Annotated in this window: 21 protein-coding genes; 14 read left to right on the top strand and 7 right to left on the bottom strand. The window is 51.1% G+C overall.

Annotation, left to right across the window (positions count from 1 at the left end; translation table 11 throughout):
• Positions 1–37 precede the first annotated feature (37 nt).
• Both T488_RS16925 and T488_RS0104140 read right to left on the bottom strand, forming a co-directional pair.
• Positions 38–286, bottom strand: coding sequence for a hypothetical protein (locus T488_RS16925; protein ID WP_037297056.1), 249 nt, complete (start codon positions 284–286; stop codon positions 38–40).
• Between the two features lie 18 nt (positions 287–304).
• Positions 305–871 carry a DUF1836 domain-containing protein gene (locus T488_RS0104140; RefSeq protein ID WP_028519708.1) on the bottom strand — a complete coding sequence of 189 codons (567 nt, stop codon included), beginning with the start codon at positions 869–871 and terminating at the stop codon, positions 305–307.
• 348 nt (positions 872–1,219) lie between these two features.
• Here T488_RS0104140 and ruvX point away from each other — a divergent pair, with 348 nt between their 5' ends.
• Positions 1,220–1,648 carry a Holliday junction resolvase RuvX gene (gene ruvX, locus T488_RS0104135; RefSeq protein WP_028519707.1) on the top strand — a complete coding sequence of 143 codons (429 nt, stop codon included), beginning with the start codon at positions 1,220–1,222 and terminating at the stop codon, positions 1,646–1,648.
• On the opposite strand, the gene T488_RS19780 is transcribed toward ruvX, so the two are convergent.
• Complete coding sequence (locus T488_RS19780; RefSeq protein WP_173330340.1) at positions 1,641–1,814, bottom strand: hypothetical protein; 174 nt, start codon at positions 1,812–1,814, stop codon at positions 1,641–1,643. The genes ruvX and T488_RS19780 overlap by 8 nt on opposite strands.
• 233 nt (positions 1,815–2,047) lie before the next feature.
• Here T488_RS19780 and trmL point away from each other — a divergent pair, with 233 nt between their 5' ends.
• The 4 genes from trmL (at position 2,048) to T488_RS0104110 (ending at position 5,009) form a co-directional block, all read left to right on the top strand.
• The gene (gene trmL / locus T488_RS0104125; RefSeq protein ID WP_028519706.1) at positions 2,048–2,545 is read left to right on the top strand and encodes a tRNA (uridine(34)/cytosine(34)/5-carboxymethylaminomethyluridine(34)-2'-O)-methyltransferase TrmL; all 498 of its coding nucleotides are present in this window, start codon (positions 2,048–2,050) and stop codon (positions 2,543–2,545) included.
• Positions 2,546–2,558: 13 nt separating this feature from the next.
• Positions 2,559–3,431, top strand: coding sequence for a DegV family protein (locus T488_RS0104120; RefSeq protein ID WP_028519705.1), 873 nt, complete (start codon positions 2,559–2,561; stop codon positions 3,429–3,431).
• 217 nt (positions 3,432–3,648) lie between these two features.
• On the top strand, positions 3,649–4,227 hold the full coding sequence (locus T488_RS0104115; RefSeq protein WP_037297054.1) for a helix-turn-helix domain-containing protein: 579 nt from the start codon (positions 3,649–3,651) through the stop codon (positions 4,225–4,227).
• Between the two features lie 65 nt (positions 4,228–4,292).
• Positions 4,293–5,009: a hypothetical protein gene (locus T488_RS0104110; RefSeq protein WP_028519703.1), complete on the top strand. Its 717-nt coding sequence runs from the start codon at positions 4,293–4,295 to the stop codon at positions 5,007–5,009.
• A gap of 330 nt (positions 5,010–5,339) precedes the next feature.
• On the opposite strand, the gene T488_RS0104105 is transcribed toward T488_RS0104110, so the two are convergent.
• Positions 5,340–5,537, bottom strand: a complete 198-nt coding sequence (locus T488_RS0104105) for an alpha/beta-type small acid-soluble spore protein (protein ID WP_028519702.1) — start codon at positions 5,535–5,537, stop codon at positions 5,340–5,342.
• 170 nt (positions 5,538–5,707) lie between these two features.
• Between T488_RS0104105 and T488_RS0104100 the strand changes: the two genes are divergently transcribed.
• Positions 5,708–8,005 carry a hypothetical protein gene (locus T488_RS0104100; protein WP_028519701.1) on the top strand — a complete coding sequence of 766 codons (2,298 nt, stop codon included), beginning with the start codon at positions 5,708–5,710 and terminating at the stop codon, positions 8,003–8,005.
• A gap of 210 nt (positions 8,006–8,215) precedes the next feature.
• Here the strand turns inward: T488_RS0104100 and T488_RS0104095 are convergent, their stop codons facing one another.
• From T488_RS0104095 to T488_RS0104085, 3 genes are read right to left on the bottom strand one after another with little or no spacing between them, the layout of a single operon-like run.
• Complete coding sequence (locus tag T488_RS0104095) at positions 8,216–9,343, bottom strand: ATP-binding protein (protein WP_028519700.1); 1,128 nt, start codon at positions 9,341–9,343, stop codon at positions 8,216–8,218.
• Positions 9,344–9,352: 9 nt separating this feature from the next.
• Positions 9,353–11,023: a sensor histidine kinase gene (locus T488_RS0104090; RefSeq protein ID WP_028519699.1), complete on the bottom strand. Its 1,671-nt coding sequence runs from the start codon at positions 11,021–11,023 to the stop codon at positions 9,353–9,355.
• Positions 11,016–11,699 (bottom strand): winged helix-turn-helix domain-containing protein, encoded by a 684-nt coding sequence (locus tag T488_RS0104085; RefSeq protein ID WP_028519698.1) that lies wholly within the window; start codon positions 11,697–11,699, stop codon positions 11,016–11,018. The genes T488_RS0104090 and T488_RS0104085 overlap by 8 nt, the downstream gene beginning before the upstream one ends.
• 288 nt (positions 11,700–11,987) lie before the next feature.
• Here T488_RS0104085 and T488_RS0104080 point away from each other — a divergent pair, with 288 nt between their 5' ends.
• The 8 genes from T488_RS0104080 (at position 11,988) to T488_RS16915 (ending at position 21,203) form a co-directional block, all read left to right on the top strand.
• Positions 11,988–12,368 (top strand): hypothetical protein, encoded by a 381-nt coding sequence (locus T488_RS0104080; RefSeq protein WP_028519697.1) that lies wholly within the window; start codon positions 11,988–11,990, stop codon positions 12,366–12,368.
• A 3-nt stretch (positions 12,369–12,371) separates the two neighbouring features.
• Positions 12,372–13,322, top strand: coding sequence for a D-2-hydroxyacid dehydrogenase (locus T488_RS0104075; protein ID WP_028519696.1), 951 nt, complete (start codon positions 12,372–12,374; stop codon positions 13,320–13,322).
• A 15-nt stretch (positions 13,323–13,337) separates the two neighbouring features.
• A complete protein-coding gene (gene proB / locus T488_RS0104070) occupies positions 13,338–14,129 on the top strand; it encodes a glutamate 5-kinase (RefSeq protein ID WP_028519695.1) in 792 nt (263 codons plus the stop codon).
• Positions 14,130–14,157: 28 nt separating this feature from the next.
• Positions 14,158–14,646 (top strand): deoxycytidylate deaminase, encoded by a 489-nt coding sequence (locus T488_RS0104065; RefSeq protein WP_028519694.1) that lies wholly within the window; start codon positions 14,158–14,160, stop codon positions 14,644–14,646.
• 3 nt (positions 14,647–14,649) lie between these two features.
• Entirely contained in the window at positions 14,650–14,982 is a 333-nt protein-coding gene (locus tag T488_RS0104060) for a hypothetical protein (protein ID WP_028519693.1), read from the top strand.
• 16 nt (positions 14,983–14,998) lie between these two features.
• Positions 14,999–16,246 (top strand): glutamate-5-semialdehyde dehydrogenase, encoded by a 1,248-nt coding sequence (locus T488_RS0104055; RefSeq protein ID WP_028519692.1) that lies wholly within the window; start codon positions 14,999–15,001, stop codon positions 16,244–16,246.
• Positions 16,247–16,300: 54 nt separating this feature from the next.
• Positions 16,301–18,670: a hypothetical protein gene (locus tag T488_RS16920; protein WP_037297051.1), complete on the top strand. Its 2,370-nt coding sequence runs from the start codon at positions 16,301–16,303 to the stop codon at positions 18,668–18,670.
• 538 nt (positions 18,671–19,208) lie between these two features.
• Positions 19,209–21,203: a protein kinase domain-containing protein gene (locus tag T488_RS16915; RefSeq protein ID WP_196243263.1), complete on the top strand. Its 1,995-nt coding sequence runs from the start codon at positions 19,209–19,211 to the stop codon at positions 21,201–21,203.
• Positions 21,204–21,276: the final 73 nt, after the last annotated feature.

The following is a 21,276-nucleotide window of genomic DNA, read 5'->3' as shown; positions in this document are numbered from 1 at the left end:
CGCTCCGAGAGCAGCCGTCATTTCCCCCGAAAGACTTTTATTCATTGCGGTCCTGCGTATCAATTTCAGTGCTTTCCCCCGTATCGGAGCTCTTACGCTTTTCGGCGTCAAGAGCGGCACCTATGGCAACTCCGATGGACATCCCTATTCCCATTCCAAGCGCCATATTATCAAAAACCATCTGTCCTATGAGCATCCCCACGCTCATTCCGATACACATAAAGCACGCAAAATACGAGTCCTGCCCCTTATGAACGGTTTTCTTGTTTACATCTTCATTTTTCATAGTATAGCCCCATTTGACTTACATTTCGTCGAGAATGATCTCCAGACCCTTCTCCATCTCAGTTCTGAGGAAACCGCTTCTGTACCCCATTACCATGACGAACATAGCCTTTCTAAGCTTGTCGTCATCGGCGATCTCCCTGGTATTCTCTGCCACCTCACGGGCGACGAGAGTTTTGATTTGGTCGCTGTCGAATGCGCCCTCGTCCTCGGCGGTGAAGATTATCCTGCAAAGAATATCATAGAGAAGGACCTCCTCGATGATGTCATCTGAGGTATCCTCCACATCGCCGTTTATGTAGCGCATAAGATTTGCAATGTCCTCCAGCTTCATAGCCTTGCGGAGCATATTGATAAGCAGTATGCGAAGTATCTGCTTTTCTGAGTATTTCTTGCCCTTGGTAGCGGATACCCAGCCCCGCTTTATCCAGTTCTGGATAGTGGTGCCCTCAAGACCTGTGAGCTTTGAGAGCTGGGAAAGAGTAAGTCCGCCTGTAGCTTCAAGAACGGGAGAGATGAGCGAAAATGCCGATTCTCTTGCCTGTTCGGAAAATTTCATTGTAGTACCCGGAATAAGTCTATTCATAGTCTTTAACTCCTCTCTGACGATGATATGATTATATCACAGGTTCATACGAACTTCAAACGTCGTCCGCGGTTGATTTTGGGCTTTTTGAGATATTTTTTTGCATTTATCTCACTATTTCATTAGTTTTCATAATTTTTCGCGTTTTTCCACATTGGTCTGAACACTTGATACATACAGTCTCCGACTTTGCAGCAGAGAACGCCGTCCCCGCCGTTTTCACACTATAATTCTGACACGCAAGAGCTCTTATCCCACGTACCTTGCATTTTTGTGCAGTTTATGTTATAATATAATGTAAACCAAAAATCAGCCCATGTACACGGGTTGAGGAAAAGGCGGTATATTATGATAATCATGTCTGTGGACTTCGGCGACGCAAGAACGGGCATAGCTGTCTGCGGCAAAAGCGAGATGATAGCTTCCCCCGTGACGGTCATCGCGGAAAAGGACTTCAATAAATGTATAGAAAAGACCGCCGCTCTCGCAAAGGAGCAGCGTGCGGAGCAGATAGTGGTGGGCTATCCCATGAATATGAACGGAACAGTCGGCGAAAGAGCCGAGAAATGCAAGCTCTTCGCCGAGGAGCTTGAAAAGCTCACAGGCTGTCCCGTAAAGCTCTGGGACGAGCGCTGCACCACAGTTTCGGCGCATAACGCCCTCAACGTCACCAACACCCGCGGCAAGAAGCGCAAGGCTGTTGTGGACGCTGTTGCGGCTGTGCTCATACTCGAGAGCTATTTAGGCTACAGACGCAACTCCGGCGAGCCTACATAATTACCGACTTTATATCGTCCAGGAGATTTCCTGCGGCTCTGAGAGCCTTTCCTGCGTCCCGCTTTATACTCATCTTCTTAATGGGACGTGCGCTTGAGAGCGCATAGCAGGCAAAACCTACCGCCGCACCTGCGGCTGCACCTTTGGCAAGTGACTTAATATCCATTTCAAACACTCCCGTCAGTTATTGTCCGTTTCTTCGGACGATGATATTATCTGTACTTTGATAAGAATTATTCTGTTTTGAAAAGGAGACGCCATGAAAATAAAACTCACAGCCCTTTTCTGCTTCCGGCAGCGGCAGAGACAGCTGCTGTATAAAGACGCTTTCAGCCAAGTAAACACCGCGTCCTCCTTACAGAGGAGAACGATACTATTATAAATAACAGAAGGATAATTATGCAGAACCTTAATATCGTCCTGGTTGAACCCCAGATCCCCCAGAACACGGGAAATATATCCCGTACCTGCGCCGTCACGGGCGCCAGGCTCCACCTGGTACGCCCCCTGGGCTTCGAGGTAAGCGACAAGCACCTCAAGCGTGCAGGTCTGGACTACTGGGACAAGCTTGACATCACATACTACGACAGCCTTGAGGACCTCTTTGAGAAGAACAAGGACGGGCATTTCTTCTACTTCACCACCAAGGGACTTCACGTCCACAGTGAAGCGGAATACCCAGATAACGCCTATCTCGTCTTCGGACGGGAGGACAAGGGACTTCCCGAGGAGCTCCTCCGCGATAATCCCGATAGCTGCGTAAGGATACCCATGCGCAATGAGCTGCGGAGCCTTAATCTTTCCAATTCCGTAGCCATAGCGGTATATGAGGTCCTCAGACAGTGGGACTACCCCGACCTTTCCCGTGAGGGAAAACTGACAAAATACGAATGGTAAAGGAGATATTATTATGTCAAAGATAGCATTACTTACCGATTCATGCTGCGACCTTTCAAAGGAGACCATTGAGGAGCTGGGGATAAAGCTGCTCCCCTTCACCCTCACCGTAGGCGGCGAGAGCTTCCGTGAGATTATAGACAAGTCAACTCAGGAATTCTATGAGCTCCTCGAAAAGACAGACGAGATACCCAAGCATTCGCAAATATCTCCCGTCACCTTTGAGGAAGCCTACAAGGAGCTCTTTGACCAGGGCTATACCGATATAATCAGTGTGTCCATCAACTCCCAGGGCTCGGGCACATACAATAATTCACTCATCGGAAAGAACGATTTCTTCGAGAATGTTCCCGAAGCCAAGGACAAGATCCGCATTTTCAACCTTGACTCCAAGTGCTACACCCTTTTCTACGGCTATCCCCTTATGGAAGCCGCAAAGAAGATCCGCCGCGGCGCTGATGCCGAGGAGATAGTGGCTTATCTGGAGGACTGGTTCAATGTATGCGGCATATACGCAGTTCCCTACAACCTCAAGTACGCCAAGAAGTCGGGACGTATCTCCGCAGCAAAGGCTTTTGCGGGAGAGCTTTTAGGTCTCAAGCCCGTTATCCTTTTCGCCGACGGCACCACAACTACCGTTGACAAGATAAGGGGCGAGAAGAATATCGTTCCCAAGCTGGCAGAGATAGTAGAGAAGAATATGACTCCCCAGACTCCATACCTGATGATACACGGCAAGGACAACACCCTTGCAAAGGAAGTGGAGAAGGAACTCTATAAAAAGACGGGCAGAAAAGCTGAGATGTACGGCAGCATCGGTGCAGTTGTTACTGCAAACATAGGTCCCGAGCTGGTAGCGGTACTGGTAAGACGCAAGAACAAGTGATATTATCTCAAAAGAGACAGGGCAGCCGCTCCGTCTTTTTTGATGTTCGCATTTGCCTGTATTTCGGGATGTAAAAGGGCTTTGACATGGCTTTTCCGTCAGTTGTCAAAGGCTTTTTGCAGCATTTTTTTCAGATGTAAAAACAGATTGGTAGCATTTTTCTCACGGGGCAGGTATACTGGTATCTGTCAGGAGAAAAAGCTCCGAAGGAGGAAATATGGAGATCGGAAATCAGATCAAAAAGCACAGGACCCGACTCAAGTGGTCCCAGGAGACCCTTGCGGAAAATGCTTATGTCAGCCGCCAGACCATATCAAACTGGGAGAACGGCAAAAGCTATCCCGATATCCACAGCCTCCTCATTCTCGGAAAGCTTTTCAATATATCTCTTGACGAATTAGTTAAAGGAGATGTTGAAACTATGAACAACGAGATCAGCAAAAATGAGGTAAAGAAATTCAATGCCCTGGCATGGGTGCTTGCGGCGGAGTACATTATAATGATAGTATCTCCCCTGCCCCTTATCAAGTACCTTGGCTGGGTCGGCGGTGCCATATGGGCAGTCATCACCGCGGTGTCACTGTTTACTGCCGTAAAGGTGGAGAAGCTGAAAAAGGCAAACGATCTTACCACCTACAAGGAGATAAAAGCCTATATGGAGGGCAAGCCCCTTGAAGAGATCTCTGCCGAGCGCATAAAAAAAGGCAACAGCAATCTGATGAAGGCACTGTTCGGCGCAGTATCGGCAATGATCGGCTTCACAGTCTGCATACTGGTGGCGTGGCTGCTGAAATGACGTTCTCTCCCGAAGGTCAGACAGCTATAATATGACCAATAACACATGATCTGGTGGTAAATATTATGATAAAGGGATTTAACGATAAATTTACAATAAAGCTCGACACCTCAGCCTGTACATCATGCATTGCAGGTCACAGCACAGAGCTTAATGACACATGGTATTACAAGGATCTGACCTTTGAGAGCGGTAAAATTTACGGCTTGGTAAGCGAATACGGTCTGGGCTGTGAGTATTTATCCTATTTTCTGGGCGGAAGGATAGAATTTGAGGAAGTCAGGGTCTGTTACAGCGGCAGCCCCATAAGCCGTCAGGACCTTTGTGATGTATCATGGAATCTGGAGCCCTCACGAGAGCCCTACGGCAAATATCAGGTGAAAAGATCAATAGAAAAAGCCTTGTCGCGGCGCTCAGATACCATGAGCTTTCAGGACATCGCCGGAAGGTTCCTGCTGACCGAAGAACGATACAACAGAAAGTTCACAGGACTGAGCGGAGAGCGCTGGAGAGCCTCTTCTGCCTATGGATATGCTCAGAACAAGCGCATCTACTTTGCCCCGTACAATTCAAGCGCTTTTTACGAGAGAATGTGCAGCTCTAACTTATTAAAAGCGCTGCATGAGCTTACAGACAGCGGCGCACTGGTGGTCCTTCCTGTGGGAAGCGACGAATTTATAAAGCATATCGCAGATGAAGTCATATACCTTGGGAAAAGCTACAACATTGCAGAATTGAAGCAACTTAACAACGCTTTTTTCGGCAAAGACCGGATACATTGAAATAACGAAAAGGGAACGCATAAGGGCGACACTCGTACAGAAGTTTTACGGGTGATATTGAGGGAAACCCTTTTGAGAAAGGGTTCTCCCTCAAACTCCCTTCCTAAAACTTTTAGCATTAAATTTAGCCCATACAGGGCGCTCCACAAGATGTGGAAACCAGTAATTTACTGGGAGCGCCCTGTATGGGCTAAATTCAGTTATAAAGTCTTTGGAAAAGGGGCTCGGGGGAAGAACCTTTCCTCAGAAAGGTTTTTCCCCGATAATTACGCATAAACTGCTATATGAGCACCGCCCTTAAGCGTTCCCTTTTTTATTATGATACAGCTGTTACTGCATCTTATATGAGTCGATCATCTTCTTGACCATGCTGCCGCCGATAGAGCCTGCCTCTCTTGAGGTAAGGTCACCGTTATAGCCCTCCTTGAGGTCGATGCCCAGCTCGTTAGCGGACTCCATCTTGAATCTTTCGAGAGCCTCTCTGCCCTTCTGTGTCATTACGCCCTTGTTATTGCTGTTATTGCTCATTGCTGTTTCTCCTTTGAAAAAAAATTGATGCCGTGATAGTATTATAGCCTTCGGTGTAATTTTTATTACATGGAAATAAATGCACGAAAAATTTTTTTAATTTATGTGAGAGTTTTTTATAACATAATCGTCTAATATATGTACAATTAATTTCAAGGAGTGACTCGATCATGATCCTGCCTGTAATTATCCCCCTTCTATGCTTCGGAGCCGCCTTCGCTGCGGACATAATCATCGCGAAGAAAAAGTCCGATAAAAAAGCAAAGCCCACTGTTCCCAAAAAGCTCATTTCAGTTTTTCTGGTGCTGAGCGGCGGTATGCTGATGCTTGCGGCACTTGCCTCCGCAAACATGATAGCCGGCGATAAGGGACTTTCCGCCGCAGCCGTAACGGCAGTCTCACTGCTTAGCTTTGCCGCAGTCACAGTCTGTCACCGCGTTGACAAAAGGCTGTCAGGACTGCTGAAAAAGAGCGCTGTCTGCGCGGCTGTGCTTATAGCTTCGGAGGTACTCATCTTCAACGGAAAGAGCTTCACAGGCACAAAAAATATAACGGAAATACCTCTGACATCTGTGGGCATAGATGACGATACAGAGCTTACCGAGGACAACAATATACGCATAAAGAGCACATCTTTCATTTATCTTAATTCTCTTCCTAAAGACGCCCGTGCCCTTGAAATGGACATAAAGGGCGAAAAGGACGTTGTCCCCTTTGATGTGAAGATGAAGATGACCGACGATGACCTGACCTCCAGTGAATTCGTGGTGCAGCACAAGCACCCCAGCGGAAACGATACCCATCTCTCCATGACCTTCCGCCCCTACGGAAAGGTAAGGACCATGTCAATATTCATCGAGCGCACCAATACCGACCTGACTATCAGCGGCATAAGAGCCCTGAGTGCTCCCCGTTACAGCTTTTCGGACGCAAGGTACTTCTTCCTGCTGATACTGTGCATAATCGTTGCAGCCATAAAGGAATACCGCTTCTACAGCGTGGTATACGACAGAAAGAAGACCTCACATATATTTGCAGTTGCCGCCATGACCCTGGCAGTGGTAATATCTGCCACTTTCCTGGCAGTCCCCGACCAGCACGGACGTCCCTATCCCGACACTCCCGATATAGGCAGCGACCCATTTGCCGCCACCTTTGACGCCTTTATGAAAAAGCAGTCCTGGCTGGACCTTGAGGTGGACCCCCGTCTTGCGGAGATGTCAGACCCCTATGACAACAATCTCCGTGCTGAGCTCCAGGTGGGCTTCAACTGGGACTACGCCTTCTACAAGGGGCATTACTACTGCTATTTCGGCGCTGCTCCCGTTGTCACCTTCTACTATCCCTACTACAAGCTGACGGGATTTATCCCCACACTGGCAACAGCGAACAATTTCTTTACGGTACTTGGCTCCCTATTCGTCTGCGCAGCCATTCTCGCCTTTGTCAGGGCTGCGAAGCTGAAGGCGAACCTGCTCATGCTGCTCCTTCTGATGCCTACAGCCGCGGCGACCGTCGGCATATGGCACACGGGAAGCTGGATAGACCGCTACACACTGCCCTCCGCCGCAGGAATATGCTTCCTTATGCTCTGCCTTGCGTCAGGCTTCACCGCTGTATGCACAAAGAAACAGCTGAAGCGCTGTCTGCTGCTGTTTGTCAGCGGAGCGGCACTGGCGCTGTGTGTGGGCTCCCGTCCCACCATATCACTGTGTGCGGTGGTGCTCATACCATTTTTCGTGGATATACTCCGCAATAAGAAGCTTAGCCTCACTCACCGGCTAATACAGGCTGCAAGCTTTACGCTGCCTGTAGCGGTGGGAGCGGTGCTCATAATGCTTTACAACAACGCCCGCTTTGACTCCCCCTTCCAGTTCGGCAATATATATCAGCTGACAGTGAATAATCCCGCTGCCAACGACATATCGCTGACCTATCTCCCCGATGCGCTGCTGCACTACTTCGTACAGCCCTGCCGTTTCAGGACATCATTCCCCTTCATCGAGACCTTCCCCATAGACCGCGATAACTATACCCGCTTTTTCTACATAGCCTCCGGCTGCGGCGTACTGAGCTATCCCGTGATACTGCTGGGAATGTTCCTGCTGCCCCACGCCATCGGCAGGAAGGAGAATTCTGCGGAATACCGCAGGAGAAGGCTGCTGATATGCGTATCTCTGGCAGTCTCTGTCATCACCGCCTGGCTGGACTTCTGCATGGGCGGCATAGTAGCCCACTACATATTCGACTTCATGCCATTGCTGTTCATGATAACCATAACGGGCATACTCCGCAGCAGCGAAACGCCCTCGGAGTACAGGAGCAGATACGTTATAACTGCCGCCATAATGGCAGTGACCATGGTGTTCTCCACCGCCCTGAACTGCGGCAATCCCGAGGATTCGCTGCTGAGACATTTCCCGCACCTTCTCGACGCTGCCGAGGATCTGATAATATTCTGGCAGTGATACAGTGCAGAAAGCCCCTGAGCGCTTGAAATGCTCAGGGGCTTTTTATTTGCTAAGATAAATCATAATTTACATTTGTAGGGGACGGCGTCCTCGACGTCCCGTTGGGCGTGTAATATATCTCGCGGGACGCCGGGGGCGGCGTCCCCTACATTAGCTAACGGCTAAGGGCTCAAATCATAATTTTGCTCCGCAAAATTTTGATTTATGTTAGCACATATCATAGCTGTCGGTAAAGCGGTGGACACCCTCGTTGTCCTTATAGGCAATGACTGTATTGACGTTGACATTTTCCACGCTGCGGAAGATATTCTTCTCCACCTGCGGATTCACCTTTTTCAGCTCCGCGATGAGGTTCTTTATCTCAAGGCGCTTGGACACCGAGCGGCTGTCGGGAGCACAGGTGGTGCAGGTATCGGTGAACTTGCAGGCGCACTGTATGAAATGAAGACCGTTGTAGTCCCTCCAGTGCTTTATATCCGCCTCTCTTACCAGATAAAGGGGACGTATGAGCTCCATGCCCTCAAAATTGGTGCTGTGGAGCTTTGGCATCATGGTCTGGACCTGTCCGCCGTAGAGCATACCCATGAGGATAGTCTCGATAACATCGTCGAAGTGATGACCGAGAGCGATCTTGTTGCAGCCCAGAGCCTTTGCGTGGCTGTAGAGATAGCCCCTTCTCATTCTTGCGCAGATATAGCAGGGGTTCTTCTCGATATTGTATACCGAATCGAAAATATCCGACTCAAAAATATGTACGGGTATAGACATTGACCGGGCATTCTCCTCGATAACACGGCGGTTCTCGGGACTGTAACCGGGGTCCATCACAAGGAACACCACCTCAAAGGGGAACTTGTCATGGCGTTTCAGCTCCTGAAAGAGCTTAGCCATGAGCATTGAGTCCTTGCCGCCCGAGATACAGACGGCTATCCTGTCTCCCGGCTGTACCAGCTCATACTCGTTTATCGCCTTGGTAAATTTGCACCATATTGACTTCTTGAACTTCTTCCGCAGGCTCAGCTCCACAGCCTCGGTGACCTGGCTGTTCTCCATTTTAAGCCTGAGCCACTCCACATAGCCCCCCTCAAGGTTGTATGCGTCAAAGCCTTTATCGCAGAGCTCGTCGGCTATATCGCGGCTGATGATACCGCTGCGGCAGCAGATGATGAGCTTTTTATCCCCGGGGAGCTCCGCTGCGGCAATATCCTCCTGAGCGATATTCACCGCCCCGTCGATATGACCGTATTCAAAGGCAGAGCCGTCACGTATATCTATAAGCGCATAGGAGCCGCTCTCAAGCTTTGCCAGCTCCTCAGCCGTAATACTGTTTCCCATCAGAACACCTCACTGTTTTTTCTCTATGGGCAGCTCAACGGTGAACACCGTTCCCCTGCCTGCTTCACTGTCAACATGGACAGTGCCGTTGTGGTACATAACGCCATGCTTGACTATGGAAAGTCCCAGACCCGTGCCCTTGATCCTGCGGGAGCGGCTCTTGTCCACACGGTAGAAGCGCTCGAAGATACGTCCGATATGCTCCTTCGGTATGCCCATTCCCGTATCGCTGACTGTGATAATGGCGCGCTGAGGGATATGGGCTATCTTCACGTCCAGCCTTCCGCCGCTGACGTTGTATTTTATGGCGTTGTCGCAGAGGTTGTACAGCACCTCTCCCAGGATAGTCCTGCTTCCCATGAGGGATACTCTTTCCCCCGACACTGAGACCGCTACGCCCTTTTCCTCTGCACTGAGCTTCAGGCGGTCCAAGACCTCCTCCGCAAGGCTATAGAGCTCCACGCTCTCATTCTCGCGGGGAGCGGAGTCCTCGTCCAGCTTGGAGAGTGAGACAATATCGTTTATCAGGTTTATGAGCCTTTCCGCCTCGCTGCGGATATTCCCGCCGAACTGCGCCACGTCCTCCTGCTTCACCATGCCGTTTGCCAGTATATCGGCAGTTCCGTAGATGGTAGTCAGGGGAGTTTTCAGCTCATGGGACACATTCGATGTAAACTCGCGGCGCATGGTCTCAAGCTCCTGCTTTTCGGTGACGTCCATGATGAACACAACCAGTCCGCAGACCGTATCTATGGTATTGGAGGGGCTGGCGATGACCTCTCGCTGACCGTCTCCTATCCTCAGTATGCACTCCGAGCGCCTGCCGCCCAGGGCATTGAGGAGACAGCGCCTGAAAATATCGGAATTGTTGAGGGCGTAGATGCTCTGTCCCTCGGTGAAGGAGCCTGCTCCAAGGAGCCTTCTGGCACTGGAATTGCAGGTGAGTACGCTGAGCTTGGGGTCTGCGATGATAAGTCCCTCGGTCATGCTCTCGGTCATGAGGGCGAACTGCTCACGGCGGCTCTGTATCTCATCCATCTGGCGTGTTACCTTTATATTCTGGCTGCGGAGCTTATCCAGAAGTGGGGCAAGCTCCTCATAGCCCTTTATATTGCTCGGGTGAGCAAGGTCTATATCGTTTATGGGCTTGACTATGTTTCGTGACACCTTTGAGGCAGCAAGCGCCGAAAACAGCACCAGTACAGCCAGAGTCAGCAGCATTGGTGTCAGCACCTTCAGCAGCTGAGCCGTCAGGGAGGTATGTACTCCCGAAACTCTTATGACGGAGCCGTCTGACAGCCTTACAGCGTGATTAACGGTCTTCTGCATTATGGTGGCGGAATAGCGTGAGGAGCTGCCCTCGCCCTTTTTCACGGCTTCCCGCACCTCCTTGCGGTCGGCGTGGTTGTCCAGCTTGGCGGCTTCCTCCTCAGAGTCGAAGAGCACCTTGCCGTCCCTGCCTATCCAGGTCACACGAATATCATTATCTATATCGGCAGACTCAAAGTAGCTGTCGCCGCTCTTCTCCACTGCGGAGGCTATGAGCTTTGCGTCCGTCCTCACCTCTGAGGCTGCCAGCTCAGCGGAAGCACCGTAGAGTATGGCGGTGACTATGATTATGGCAGCCACAACGGAAAGGCTGCAAATGGTGATTATGCTGAGAAATATCTTCTTAGTCAATTCCGCCGTCACCTGCCTTATAGCCCACTCCGCGGATAGTCTCGATCAGCTCTCCGCAGTCGCCCAGCTTCTGTCTGAGAGTCCTTATATGAACGTCAACGGTGCGGCTCTCACCTGCGAAGTCATAGCCCCATATCTCTCTGAGGAGACTGTCGCGGGAGAAAACCTGTCCCCTGTTTCTCATGAGCATCAGCAGCAGGTCGTACTCCTTCAGCGTAAGTGTGACTTTTTCGCCCCCGGCAAAGACCTCGTGCTTTGAGGGATACACCGATATGCCGCCCAGCTGAAGCCTGTCAGTGTCCGCAGGGCTGTCGGCAGTACGTCTCAGCAGCGCCTTTATGCGTGATATGAGCTCCATAGTGCCGAAGGGCTTGGCTATGTAGTCATCGGCGCCGCTGTCCAGCCCCTCCACCTTGTCAAGCTCCGTGCCCTTCGCGGTCAGCATTATAACGGGCAGCTTTCTCGTTTCCGGAGCACTGCGCAGCTTTTTCAGCACTTCCAGACCGTCCTCCTCGGGGAGCATACGATCTAGGAGCAGCAGCTCGGGAAGCTCCTCCTTCACAGCCTCATACAGATCTGAGGGAGCCTCAAAGCCCCTGGCGCCGAAGCCAGAGCTTTCCAGGGCATATATGACGAAATTCCTGATGCCCTCCTCGTCCTCAAGCATATATATCATGAAAAAGCCTCCTTTCCCCGCAGATATTGAACGGTTATCAGCGATCACCGAACATTAAGCAATGGTCTGACAAATAATATTATACGTCGCTTTATGAAAAAATTCAAGTCCCTGTTAAAAACAGCCGAAAATACGCGAAAATGCGTCATAAATTTTTTGTGTATTTTTTAAAAATGTAGTTGAATTTCTCGGCTGTTTGTGTTATACTGTAATGTGCAGACTTTTGCAATCTTATAAATTTCCGCCTTTCCCGAAAATACAAGGAAAGGACGGAGGATCGGAGATATTATGAACTTTACAACCATGCTCACCTCTCTCGCACAGATCTCGGACACCGAAAATCCTACGATCTTCCCATTCCCGTTTCCAATGCACATCGCACTGGCAGTAATATCTGTCATCTTTTTCAGCTACAGATTCGCAGTACAGAAAAGACCATTCCAGCTTATCTTCGCAATAGCTGTTCCACTTTCGCTCCTTTTATGGGTATCCGACAACAAGACACTGTTCTACGCCATCGGACTCATTGAGCTCATACTCATACTTCTCGCTATCATTACTTCCATATTTTCAAAGTCAAAGAAGGAAGAGACTGCCGCTGCTTCTGCCGACAGCAAGACAGAAAAGGCTGACAGCGATGAGGCTGAAGACGAGGACGAGGAGGAATAAGCCGTGAAAATAGCAGTCCTTGACTGGTACACGGTCAACATAAGCGGTGACATTCCCACAACTCAGCTTGAGGAGCTGGGCGAGGTAAAGATAATACCGCTTACAAAGCCCGAGGAGACCGCCGCCAATATCGGCGACGCAGACATTGTCCTCTGCAACAAGGTGCTCATCACCAGAGAAGTCATGGACGCCTGCCCCAACATAAAGTATGTGGGACTTTTCGCAACGGGCTTCAACAACGTGGACATAGACTATGCCGCTGAAAAGGGCATAACCGTATGCAACGCAGGTCAGTACTCCACCAATGCCGTGGCTCAGCAGACCTTCGCCTACATACTCGACCGCTTCAGCCGCATAAGAGACTACGATACCGCCGTGAAAAACGGCGAGTGGGAGCGCTCTCCCGCCTTCTCATACTTTCCCGTGCCCACCTCAGAGCTGGCAGGCAAGACACTTGCCATAGTGGGCTACGGCTCCATAGGAAGAAAGGTCGCCGAGATAGGCTCAGCCTTCGGCATGAACATAGTTATAAGCACAAGGACTCAGCCAAAGGACTGCCCCTATGAGGTCACAGACCTGTTCACAGCGGCAGAAAAGGCTGACGTCATCACCTTCCACTGCCCTCTTACGGACAAGACCGCAGGCATCATCAATAAGGAGCTCCTCTCCCGCATGAAGCCCACGGCAATGCTGATAAACACTTCAAGAGGCGGAGTGGTAAACGAAGCCGACCTTGCAGATGCGCTCAGCAGCGGAAAAATAGCTGCTGCTTACCTTGATGTGCTGGTGAAGGAGCCCATGTCTCCCGACACTCCCCTCAAGGGCGCAAAGAACTGCGTTATCACGCCCCATACCGCCTGGGCCCCCCTTGAGACCAGACAGCGCCTTGTGGACATCGTCTGCGAGAACATCAGGGCATGGCAGAGCGGAAAGCCGCAGAATAAAGTCAACTGAAGGAAGACATTACCTATGAGAAATATATCCGAAAAACAGCGTATCGTCATAAAGCTGGGCACTTCCACCCTGGCTCACAAGACGGGCAAGCTCAATATACGCCGTATGACCAACCTTGTGCGGGTTATTTCCGACCTGCACAACTCGGGACGTGAGATAATCATGGTCTCCTCCGGAGCTGTTGGTCTGGGCGCAGGTAAGCTGGGACTCCCCGAAAAGCCCAAGGACACCAAGACCAAGCAGGCTGTTGCCGCTATCGGTCAGTGCGAGCTCATGCACGTCTATGACGATATGTTCGCGAAATACAGCGTTACGGTGGCGCAGATACTGCTCACCAAGACCATCATCAACAACCCCAATCACTGCGAGAACTTCATGAATACCGTGGAGAAGCTGGTGAATATGGACGTTATCCCCATCGTAAACGAGAACGACACCATCGCTATCGACGAGCTGGAGCTTGAGATAGGCGAGAATGATTCCCTCTCCGCCCTTGTTGCGGAGCTGTCAGGAGCAGACCTTCTGCTGATACTGTCGGACATCGACGCTCTCTACGACGATGACCCACGCTCAAATCCCGACGCAAAGCCAATCCCCCTTGTTGAGGAGATAACTCCCGAGATAGAGGCAATGGCAGGCGGCGCAGGAACAAGTCTGGGCACAGGCGGTATGTCCACCAAGATAACCGCCGCAAAGATAGCCACAAACGCAGGCATCGACATGGTCATCATGAACGGCAGAGACCCCGAGAAGCTCTACGACCTCTTTGAGGACAAGGAGATAGGTACCCTTTTCAAGGCAAAATAACCGCCGACACCATTCACGGAGGTGCTATATGATAATTTCCAGGGGCAGCGAGAGAGTGTCCAAGGAGGACACATATCTCAACTGCGCAGAGGTATTCGCTTACAGGAGCACCTGTCTCAAGCGTAAATACGGCGCGGTCATAGTCAAGAACGACGCAGTGCTGTCAACAGGCTACAACGGCTCCCCACGGGGCACGGAAAACTGCTGTGACAGAGGAGAATGTCCCAGGATACCCCTTGGGCTCCACCAGGGCGAGGGCTACGGTATGTGCAGGGCTGTACACGCCGAGGCGAATGCGCTGCTGAACTGCTCCCGCGAGCAGACCGTGGGCGCTGACCTCTACCTGACAGGCGTGAACCCCTCCGACGGCAGCGTACACAAAGCAAAGCCCTGCCCCCTGTGTGCAAGGATGATAATACAGGCGGGGATAAGGAACGTCTACCTCCGACAGAGCGGCGCTCCCAACGACTATATAAAAATGCCTGCAGAAAAGCTTGAATGGTACCTTGAGGGATAAGCAATGAAGATACTGATAACCGGTGAAAACGACAGGCTGTCCCTTCAGGACGGCATTATAAAAGCCCTTTCCGAGGGCAAAGAGTACACCATAGACATTTCCCGTGTGGAACAGGCGGTGATAATAACCACCGACCAAGGTCCCTTTTATGACGATATGGCACTGGCGCTCCGTGCAGATGACGGTAACGCCGTGTTTATCCTCTCCTCCCACCACGACTATGAGACCTTTCTTTTCGACAGTCTGGGCAAAGCGTTGGAAATAGACTATAACGCCATAATAGCGGCTTCATCGTGTACAGAAAACAAGATATTCGTAATATATAACAGAGATTGAACAAGAGGTGTGAATAATGAGCTATACAGAGGAACTGGGAAAAAGAGCCAAGGCAGCCGAAGCTGCCGCAGCAGGCGCTTCAACTCAGATGAAGGACAGCGCCCTTGCAGCTATTTCAAAGGCGCTCATCGAAAACAAGCAGCTTATCATCGAGGCTAATGCCAAGGACATCGCTGCTGCACAGGCAAACGGCATGACTGAGGCAAAGCAGGACAGACTGAAGCTGGACGAAAAGCGTATCGAGGGCATCGCCAAGGGCGTTGACGAGCTTATCGCCTTGAAGGACCCCATCGGCGAAGTCATCGGCGGCGGAAACCGTCCCAACGGCTTGCAGATAATCAAGACCCGCGTACCGCTGGGCGTTATCGGAATAATCTTCGAGTCACGCCCCAATGTTACTGTTGACGCCGCTGCACTGTGCCTCAAGGCTGGCAACGTTGTTATCCTCAAGGGCGGCAAGGAGGCTATAAACTCCAACATCTGCCTGGGCAATATCATGCGCAAGGCTGTGGAGGAAGCAGGTCTCCCTGCGGACGTTATACAGGTCGTTGACAACACCGACCGCGAGACTACAAACGAGCTCATGCGTCTCAACGGCTATGTGGACGTTATTATCCCCAGAGGAAGCGCTAATCTCATTCAGGCAGTAGTAAAGAACGCAACTGTTCCCGTTATCGAGACAGGCGCAGGCAACTGCCACGCCTACATAGACGCCTCAGCAGACCTTGACATGGCTGTGAACATCACCGACAACGCCAAGACACAGCGCCCCTCGGTGTGCAACGCTATCGAGAGCCTGCTGGTACACAAGGACATCGCAGACAAGTTCCTTCCCCTTATAGCAGAACGCTTCAAGGAGCACGATGTGAAGATATACGGCTGTGACAGGACAATTGCTATCCTGGGAAGCGGCATCGAAAAGGCTACGGAAACAGAGTACGCCACAGAATTCAACGACTTCGTCATCGCAGTCAAGGTAGTTGACGACATCGACGAGGCTATCGCTCATATAAGAAAGTACAGCACAAAGCATTCTGAGTGCATAGTTACAAGCTCACTTGCAAATGCACGTAAATTCCAGAAGCAGGTAGACGCAGCAGCTGTCTACGTAAACGCTTCCACCCGCTTCACAGACGGCGGTGAATTCGGCTTCGGCGCAGAAATAGGCATTTCCACCCAGAAGCTCCACGCAAGAGGTCCCATGGGACTTACTGAACTTACCACAGTAAAATACCTGATCAACGGAGACGGACAGATCAGATAAATCTGCCGCTCTCTGCGGCATCATCAGAATATTCACTTGATTTTGGAGGTCGAAATGGCTATTAGAAAAGATCTTGACGATATGCTCAACAGCCTTATGGACGGCGGCGGAAGCGGAAGCAGCAGTACCCCCGCAAGAAGCCATACCACGCCAAGGGCTGTGCGCAAAAGCAAATTCGACAATATGTCTGTGGACGATCTGCTCCACGCCCTTGAGGAGGAAAAGCACCACATAGAGGACGAGCAGCCTGTAATTCCCGATAATACGCCCCCTGCGTCCTGGGAATTTGCTCCGCCCACACACGAATTTGCTCCTGCCCCCGAGAATATCGCCCCCGAGGAGCCCTCTGCCGAGGAGGTGCCCAACATCATTGACGAGGTGATGCACACAGAGCCCACAGCGGAAATGACAAGGGTATTCGACACGGTACCTGCAAACGAGGAACTCCCCAAGCCCACAAAGAAGAAAAAGATAGTTATCACGGGAGAGCTGCCTGACTATGAGGCGCTCCGCCGCGAGGAATTCGAGAGAGAGCAGCAGGCACAGAAAGCTGCGGAGGCTGCTGCCGAGGAGGCAAGAGCAGCCGAGAGAGCAAGAAGGGCTGCGGAGGCTGCTGCCGAGAGACAGCGCCTTGCCGAGGAAGCAGAACAGCGCAGACTTGCCCGTGAGGAAGCCGAGAGACAGCGCCGCCTTGCGGAAGAAGCAGAGCAGGCTCGCCTTGCTGAAGAAGCCGAAAGACGCAGACTGGCACAGGAGGAGGCTGAGAGACAGCGCTGCCTTGCAGAAGAAGCAGAGCAGGCTCGTCTGGCTGAGGAATCCGAAAGACGCAGACAGGCAGAGGAGGCTGAGAGACAGCGCCTTGCCGAAGAAGCTGAAAAGCAGCGCCGCATAGAAGAAATGAAGCGTCTTGCGGAGGCTGCCGAGGAAAAAACAGCCGATCCCGTCACCTTCGCTGAGGAGATAATCGTAAATTCCGCAGCCGAGGAAGATGTGGACGCCGCAATAGAAGCACTCGGAGAAGCCGCTGCCGCTCCCGCTGAGGAGACCGCAGAAGCTGCTGCCGAGACAGCAAAGCCCAGGAAGATCAGCCTTTTCAAGAAGCTGAAGAACAAGGGCAAGGAGGAACCCAAGCCCGAGACTGAGGCTGCTCCCGAGGACGGACTCTTTGAGCCCGCTGAGGAGCCCTCTGCCACAGACCTTATCGACGCAGCTATAGCTGCTATCCACGATGAGGAGGTATCCCACGACAGCGATCCTGTAGGAAGTATGCTGGAGAATATCCACGAGGACGCCGCAGAAGCCATCGCCGATATGGACGAGGTCAAGGAGGAGGAGCCTGCCGCAGTAAGCGATGAGCCCCTTATAATGTCCGATGAGGACATCATCTCAGGCCTCACACCCGACCTGAAGGAGCGCTTTGACGCACTCCCTGCCGACAAGCAGCAGCAGGTCATCGAGATGCGCCGTGCACAGATGGGCGCTATCGCTCCACCTATAGTTATTGACGAGCCCGAGGAGGACATTCTCCCCGAGGAGGATACAGACTTCGGCGAGACTGCGGAAAAGACCGAAGAACCCGAAAAGTCAGCGGAAACAGCTCCCGAAAAGAGCGGAGAGTCCGTAGAAGAAACAAAAACCGAGGAATCAGCACCTGCTGCCGCGGAAAAGCCCAAGGGCAAGGTGACCACCGCACTTGAAAAGATACTGGACGAGGATCCCGATGAGCTCATTGCCCAGCGCAAGGAGAATGTGGAGAGCAGCTCAGCAGATACCGCGAAGGATCCCAACAGGAAGAAGCTCCTCTACACCATTCTTGGTGTGGTAATGACAGCATTTGCCGTTATCGGCATCATCGCCACCATAGCCAAGGGCGTGGGACTTGCAAAAAGCTTCACATCGGGTGAGGTAAAGAAGGACAGCTTCACTCAGATGGTATATCCTGCTGCTATCATGGATATAGAGCCATTCAGCGATCCCTCACAGCTCACCTCAGAGCAGATCGTCACCGCTACTATATGGTCTATCATCATGGACGACAGCAAGATCTCCAAGTATGACCTGACCCTTGATACAGTCACTATCCCCGACGTTGACGTTGAGAAGTACGCAGTTGAGCTGTTCGGCGAGAATATCCCCCAGTTCAATCACTGCACAGTAGGACCTATCGAGTCCAGATTCTATTACTCCGACGGAGCATACAATGTAAAGGTGAAGCCTATCACCCATACATATTATCCCGAGGTAAAGTCCATCGTCAAGAACGGAAGCGAGTACACACTCACCGTTGATTATATCGCGGAGCTTCCCCAGTGGATGGACAAGAGCGTCGCAAAGCAGGCAGAGTACAAGCTCACAGAGAAGGAAGACGGCACATTCCGCTTCAACTCCATGAAGATACTCTCCGTAAACAGCGGCAATATCTGATACAATGCAGAAAGCTCCTGAGCACTTGAAATGCTCAGGAGCTTTTTATTGGCTCCGATAAATCATAATTTAGCATTATGTAGGGGACGGCGTCCTCGACGTCCCACAAAATTCGTATTATAGTGGCGACTATCATCCGCTCAACCAGGGGACGCCTTCTCTTACAAGGCGTCCCCTCTCCAAAAACAGTCCACCGGACTGTTTTTGGATTCACCCCTTGCGAGGCGCCTGACGTAATAAGGGGCTCTGCCCCTTGACCCCCGCCAGAGGCGCTGCCTCTGGACTCTGCCAAAGGAACACAGTCCCTTTGGAATCCCATTCATAGTTGCCGCAAGGTATTACGATAAATTATGATTTATATCAGCCGCAAAAGGTTACAATTAAGAAAATTTACCGCTGAAATTGTTACAAAAAAAATACAAATTCATATGTTTTCGCATTATAAGCCCTTAAACAGTTGACATTTCGGCGATTTGCTGTTAAAATAGATATGATGCCTATTTTGGGCATTGACTTTTCTTTAGGAGGAGGAGCTGCTTTGGGAGACAGTAAATATTGCTTTAAATGCATGGAACCATACGGACAGGAGCTTCATGTTTGCCCGTCATGCGGATACGTAGAAACTGCTTCATATGACCCCATGTACGTCCCACCCGGTACTATACTCCACAGCAAGTACCTCTGCGGTATTCTTCTGGAATATAACGGCGAAGGCGCCACATATATCGGCTGCGATATATCCACAGGAAAAAAGGTCCTTATCAGGGAATATATGCCCATAAACCTCTGTACAAGGGTAAAGGGCAAGGCTATCATCAGCGTGAACTACAACAACCTTGCAAAGTACAAGGCGTTCATGGCTGAGTATACAGAGCTGAACAAGTCTCTGGCAAGACTGCGCAATAACTCTAATATCCCGCCTGTACTGGATATGTTCGCCGAGAACAATACCACCTATACCATTTTTGAAAATATCGAAGGCGTGAAAATGCTGGATTATCTCAAGGAAAATGCAGGAGAGCTGAGCTGGGATCAGGTCTCAAGGATATTCCCCCCCCTTTTCACGACTATAGGTATACTGCATAACGCAGGTATCATACACCGTGCTATCAGCCCCGATACGGTATATATCACCGACAAGGGCGAGCTGAAGCTCTCAGGCTTCTGCGTATCCGCTGTGAGAACAGCAAACGCAGGTCTTGAATATGAGCTTTTCAAGGGCTATGCCGCTCCCGAGCAGTATTCTGCAAGCAGCAGCAGCCGTCAGGGCTCATGGACAGACGTTTACGGAGTCTGCGCACTTCTCTACCGCGCACTGACAGGCTGTATGCCCGTTGACTCTGTGAGCCGCCAGAAGCACGATGACCTCCACGAGCCTCATATGCTGGATTCGCGCATACCGCGCCACGTTTCCAGAGTCATCATGGAGGGTATGAACCTCAACGGCAGAGACCGTATACAGACCATCACAGAGCTGGTAACACGACTTTTCGAGCAGCCTGCCGAGGACGAGGAAGAGGACATCGACAGCACAGTCCTCCTCAGCAGCGGAGCTCCCGCGGAAACAGCACCTGCCGCTCCCGAGGAGCCCGTATATCAGCAGAGCGCATATCAGCATGAGCAGCAGAGCTATGAGCAGCCTCAGGAGGTGCTCCACCAGCGCAGTGCAGCTCCCTACAAAAAGCCAAGACGTGATGACAGCTATAAGTACGAAAAGGTCAACACAGTTGACAGGATAAAGGTGCCCATAATCATCGGTCTCCTTCTCCTGGCTATACTCCTTGTCCTTTCAGTCATCTTTTACACTATACTTACTCCCGAAAAGGAAGAGACATTTTCCTCAAGACCGAGACGTTCCTCCGTCAGCACCAATGTTGTTGATGAGACAGAGGCAACAAAGCCTGCGGATACCGAGATGCCCAACCTGGTCGGTAAGTTCTATGACGTTGTCAAGGAAAAGTGGAAGGATTATTTCGTGCTTGATGCTGAATACGAATACAACAACGATTACGATAACGACATGATCTTTGAACAGGCTGTCGAAGAGGGAGAAATGATCTCTCAGGGACAGGTCATCAAGGTCAAGGTCAGCAAGGGCAAGGAAGCCGCTTATATCCCCGATTATGCGGGACTTTCAGTGGATCAGTACAAGAACGCCCTTGATAAGGCAGGTATCACGGACTTCAACTATCAGTTCATCGAGTCCAAGAACGCCTACGGCAAGGCAAATTCTATCGTAGAGCTCCAGGTGGACGGCAAGGTCGTTCACGCAGGCGACTACTTCAGCAATAAGGAAGGAAAGAAGCTTACCGTCTTCTATGTATCCGAAAACGCAAACACTCAGTACTACACAACAGCTGCACCTCAGGTGACCGAGGCTCCCGTTACAACAGCAGAGCCCGTTACACAGGCACCTACAACAGCTGCTCCCGCACCGACAGATCCGCCTCCGACGGATCCTCCCGCAACGGATCCTCCTGCTCCTCCCGAGCAGCCCGTAGAAGGCGGCGGTGAAGGCAGCGGTGAAGAATAAGCCGCACCGATACAAGCATAAAGCCATAGTATTTCCGATAACAGAGATACTATGGCTTTTTTATATCCATACA

The sequence above is a fragment of the Ruminococcus flavefaciens ND2009 genome, from assembly GCF_000621785.1.
Taxonomy (GTDB): Bacteria; Bacillota; Clostridia; order Oscillospirales; family Ruminococcaceae; genus Ruminococcus; species Ruminococcus flavefaciens_C.
The sequence above is the reverse complement of the archived record's forward strand: the minus strand, read 5'-3'. Positions and strand labels throughout refer to the sequence as shown.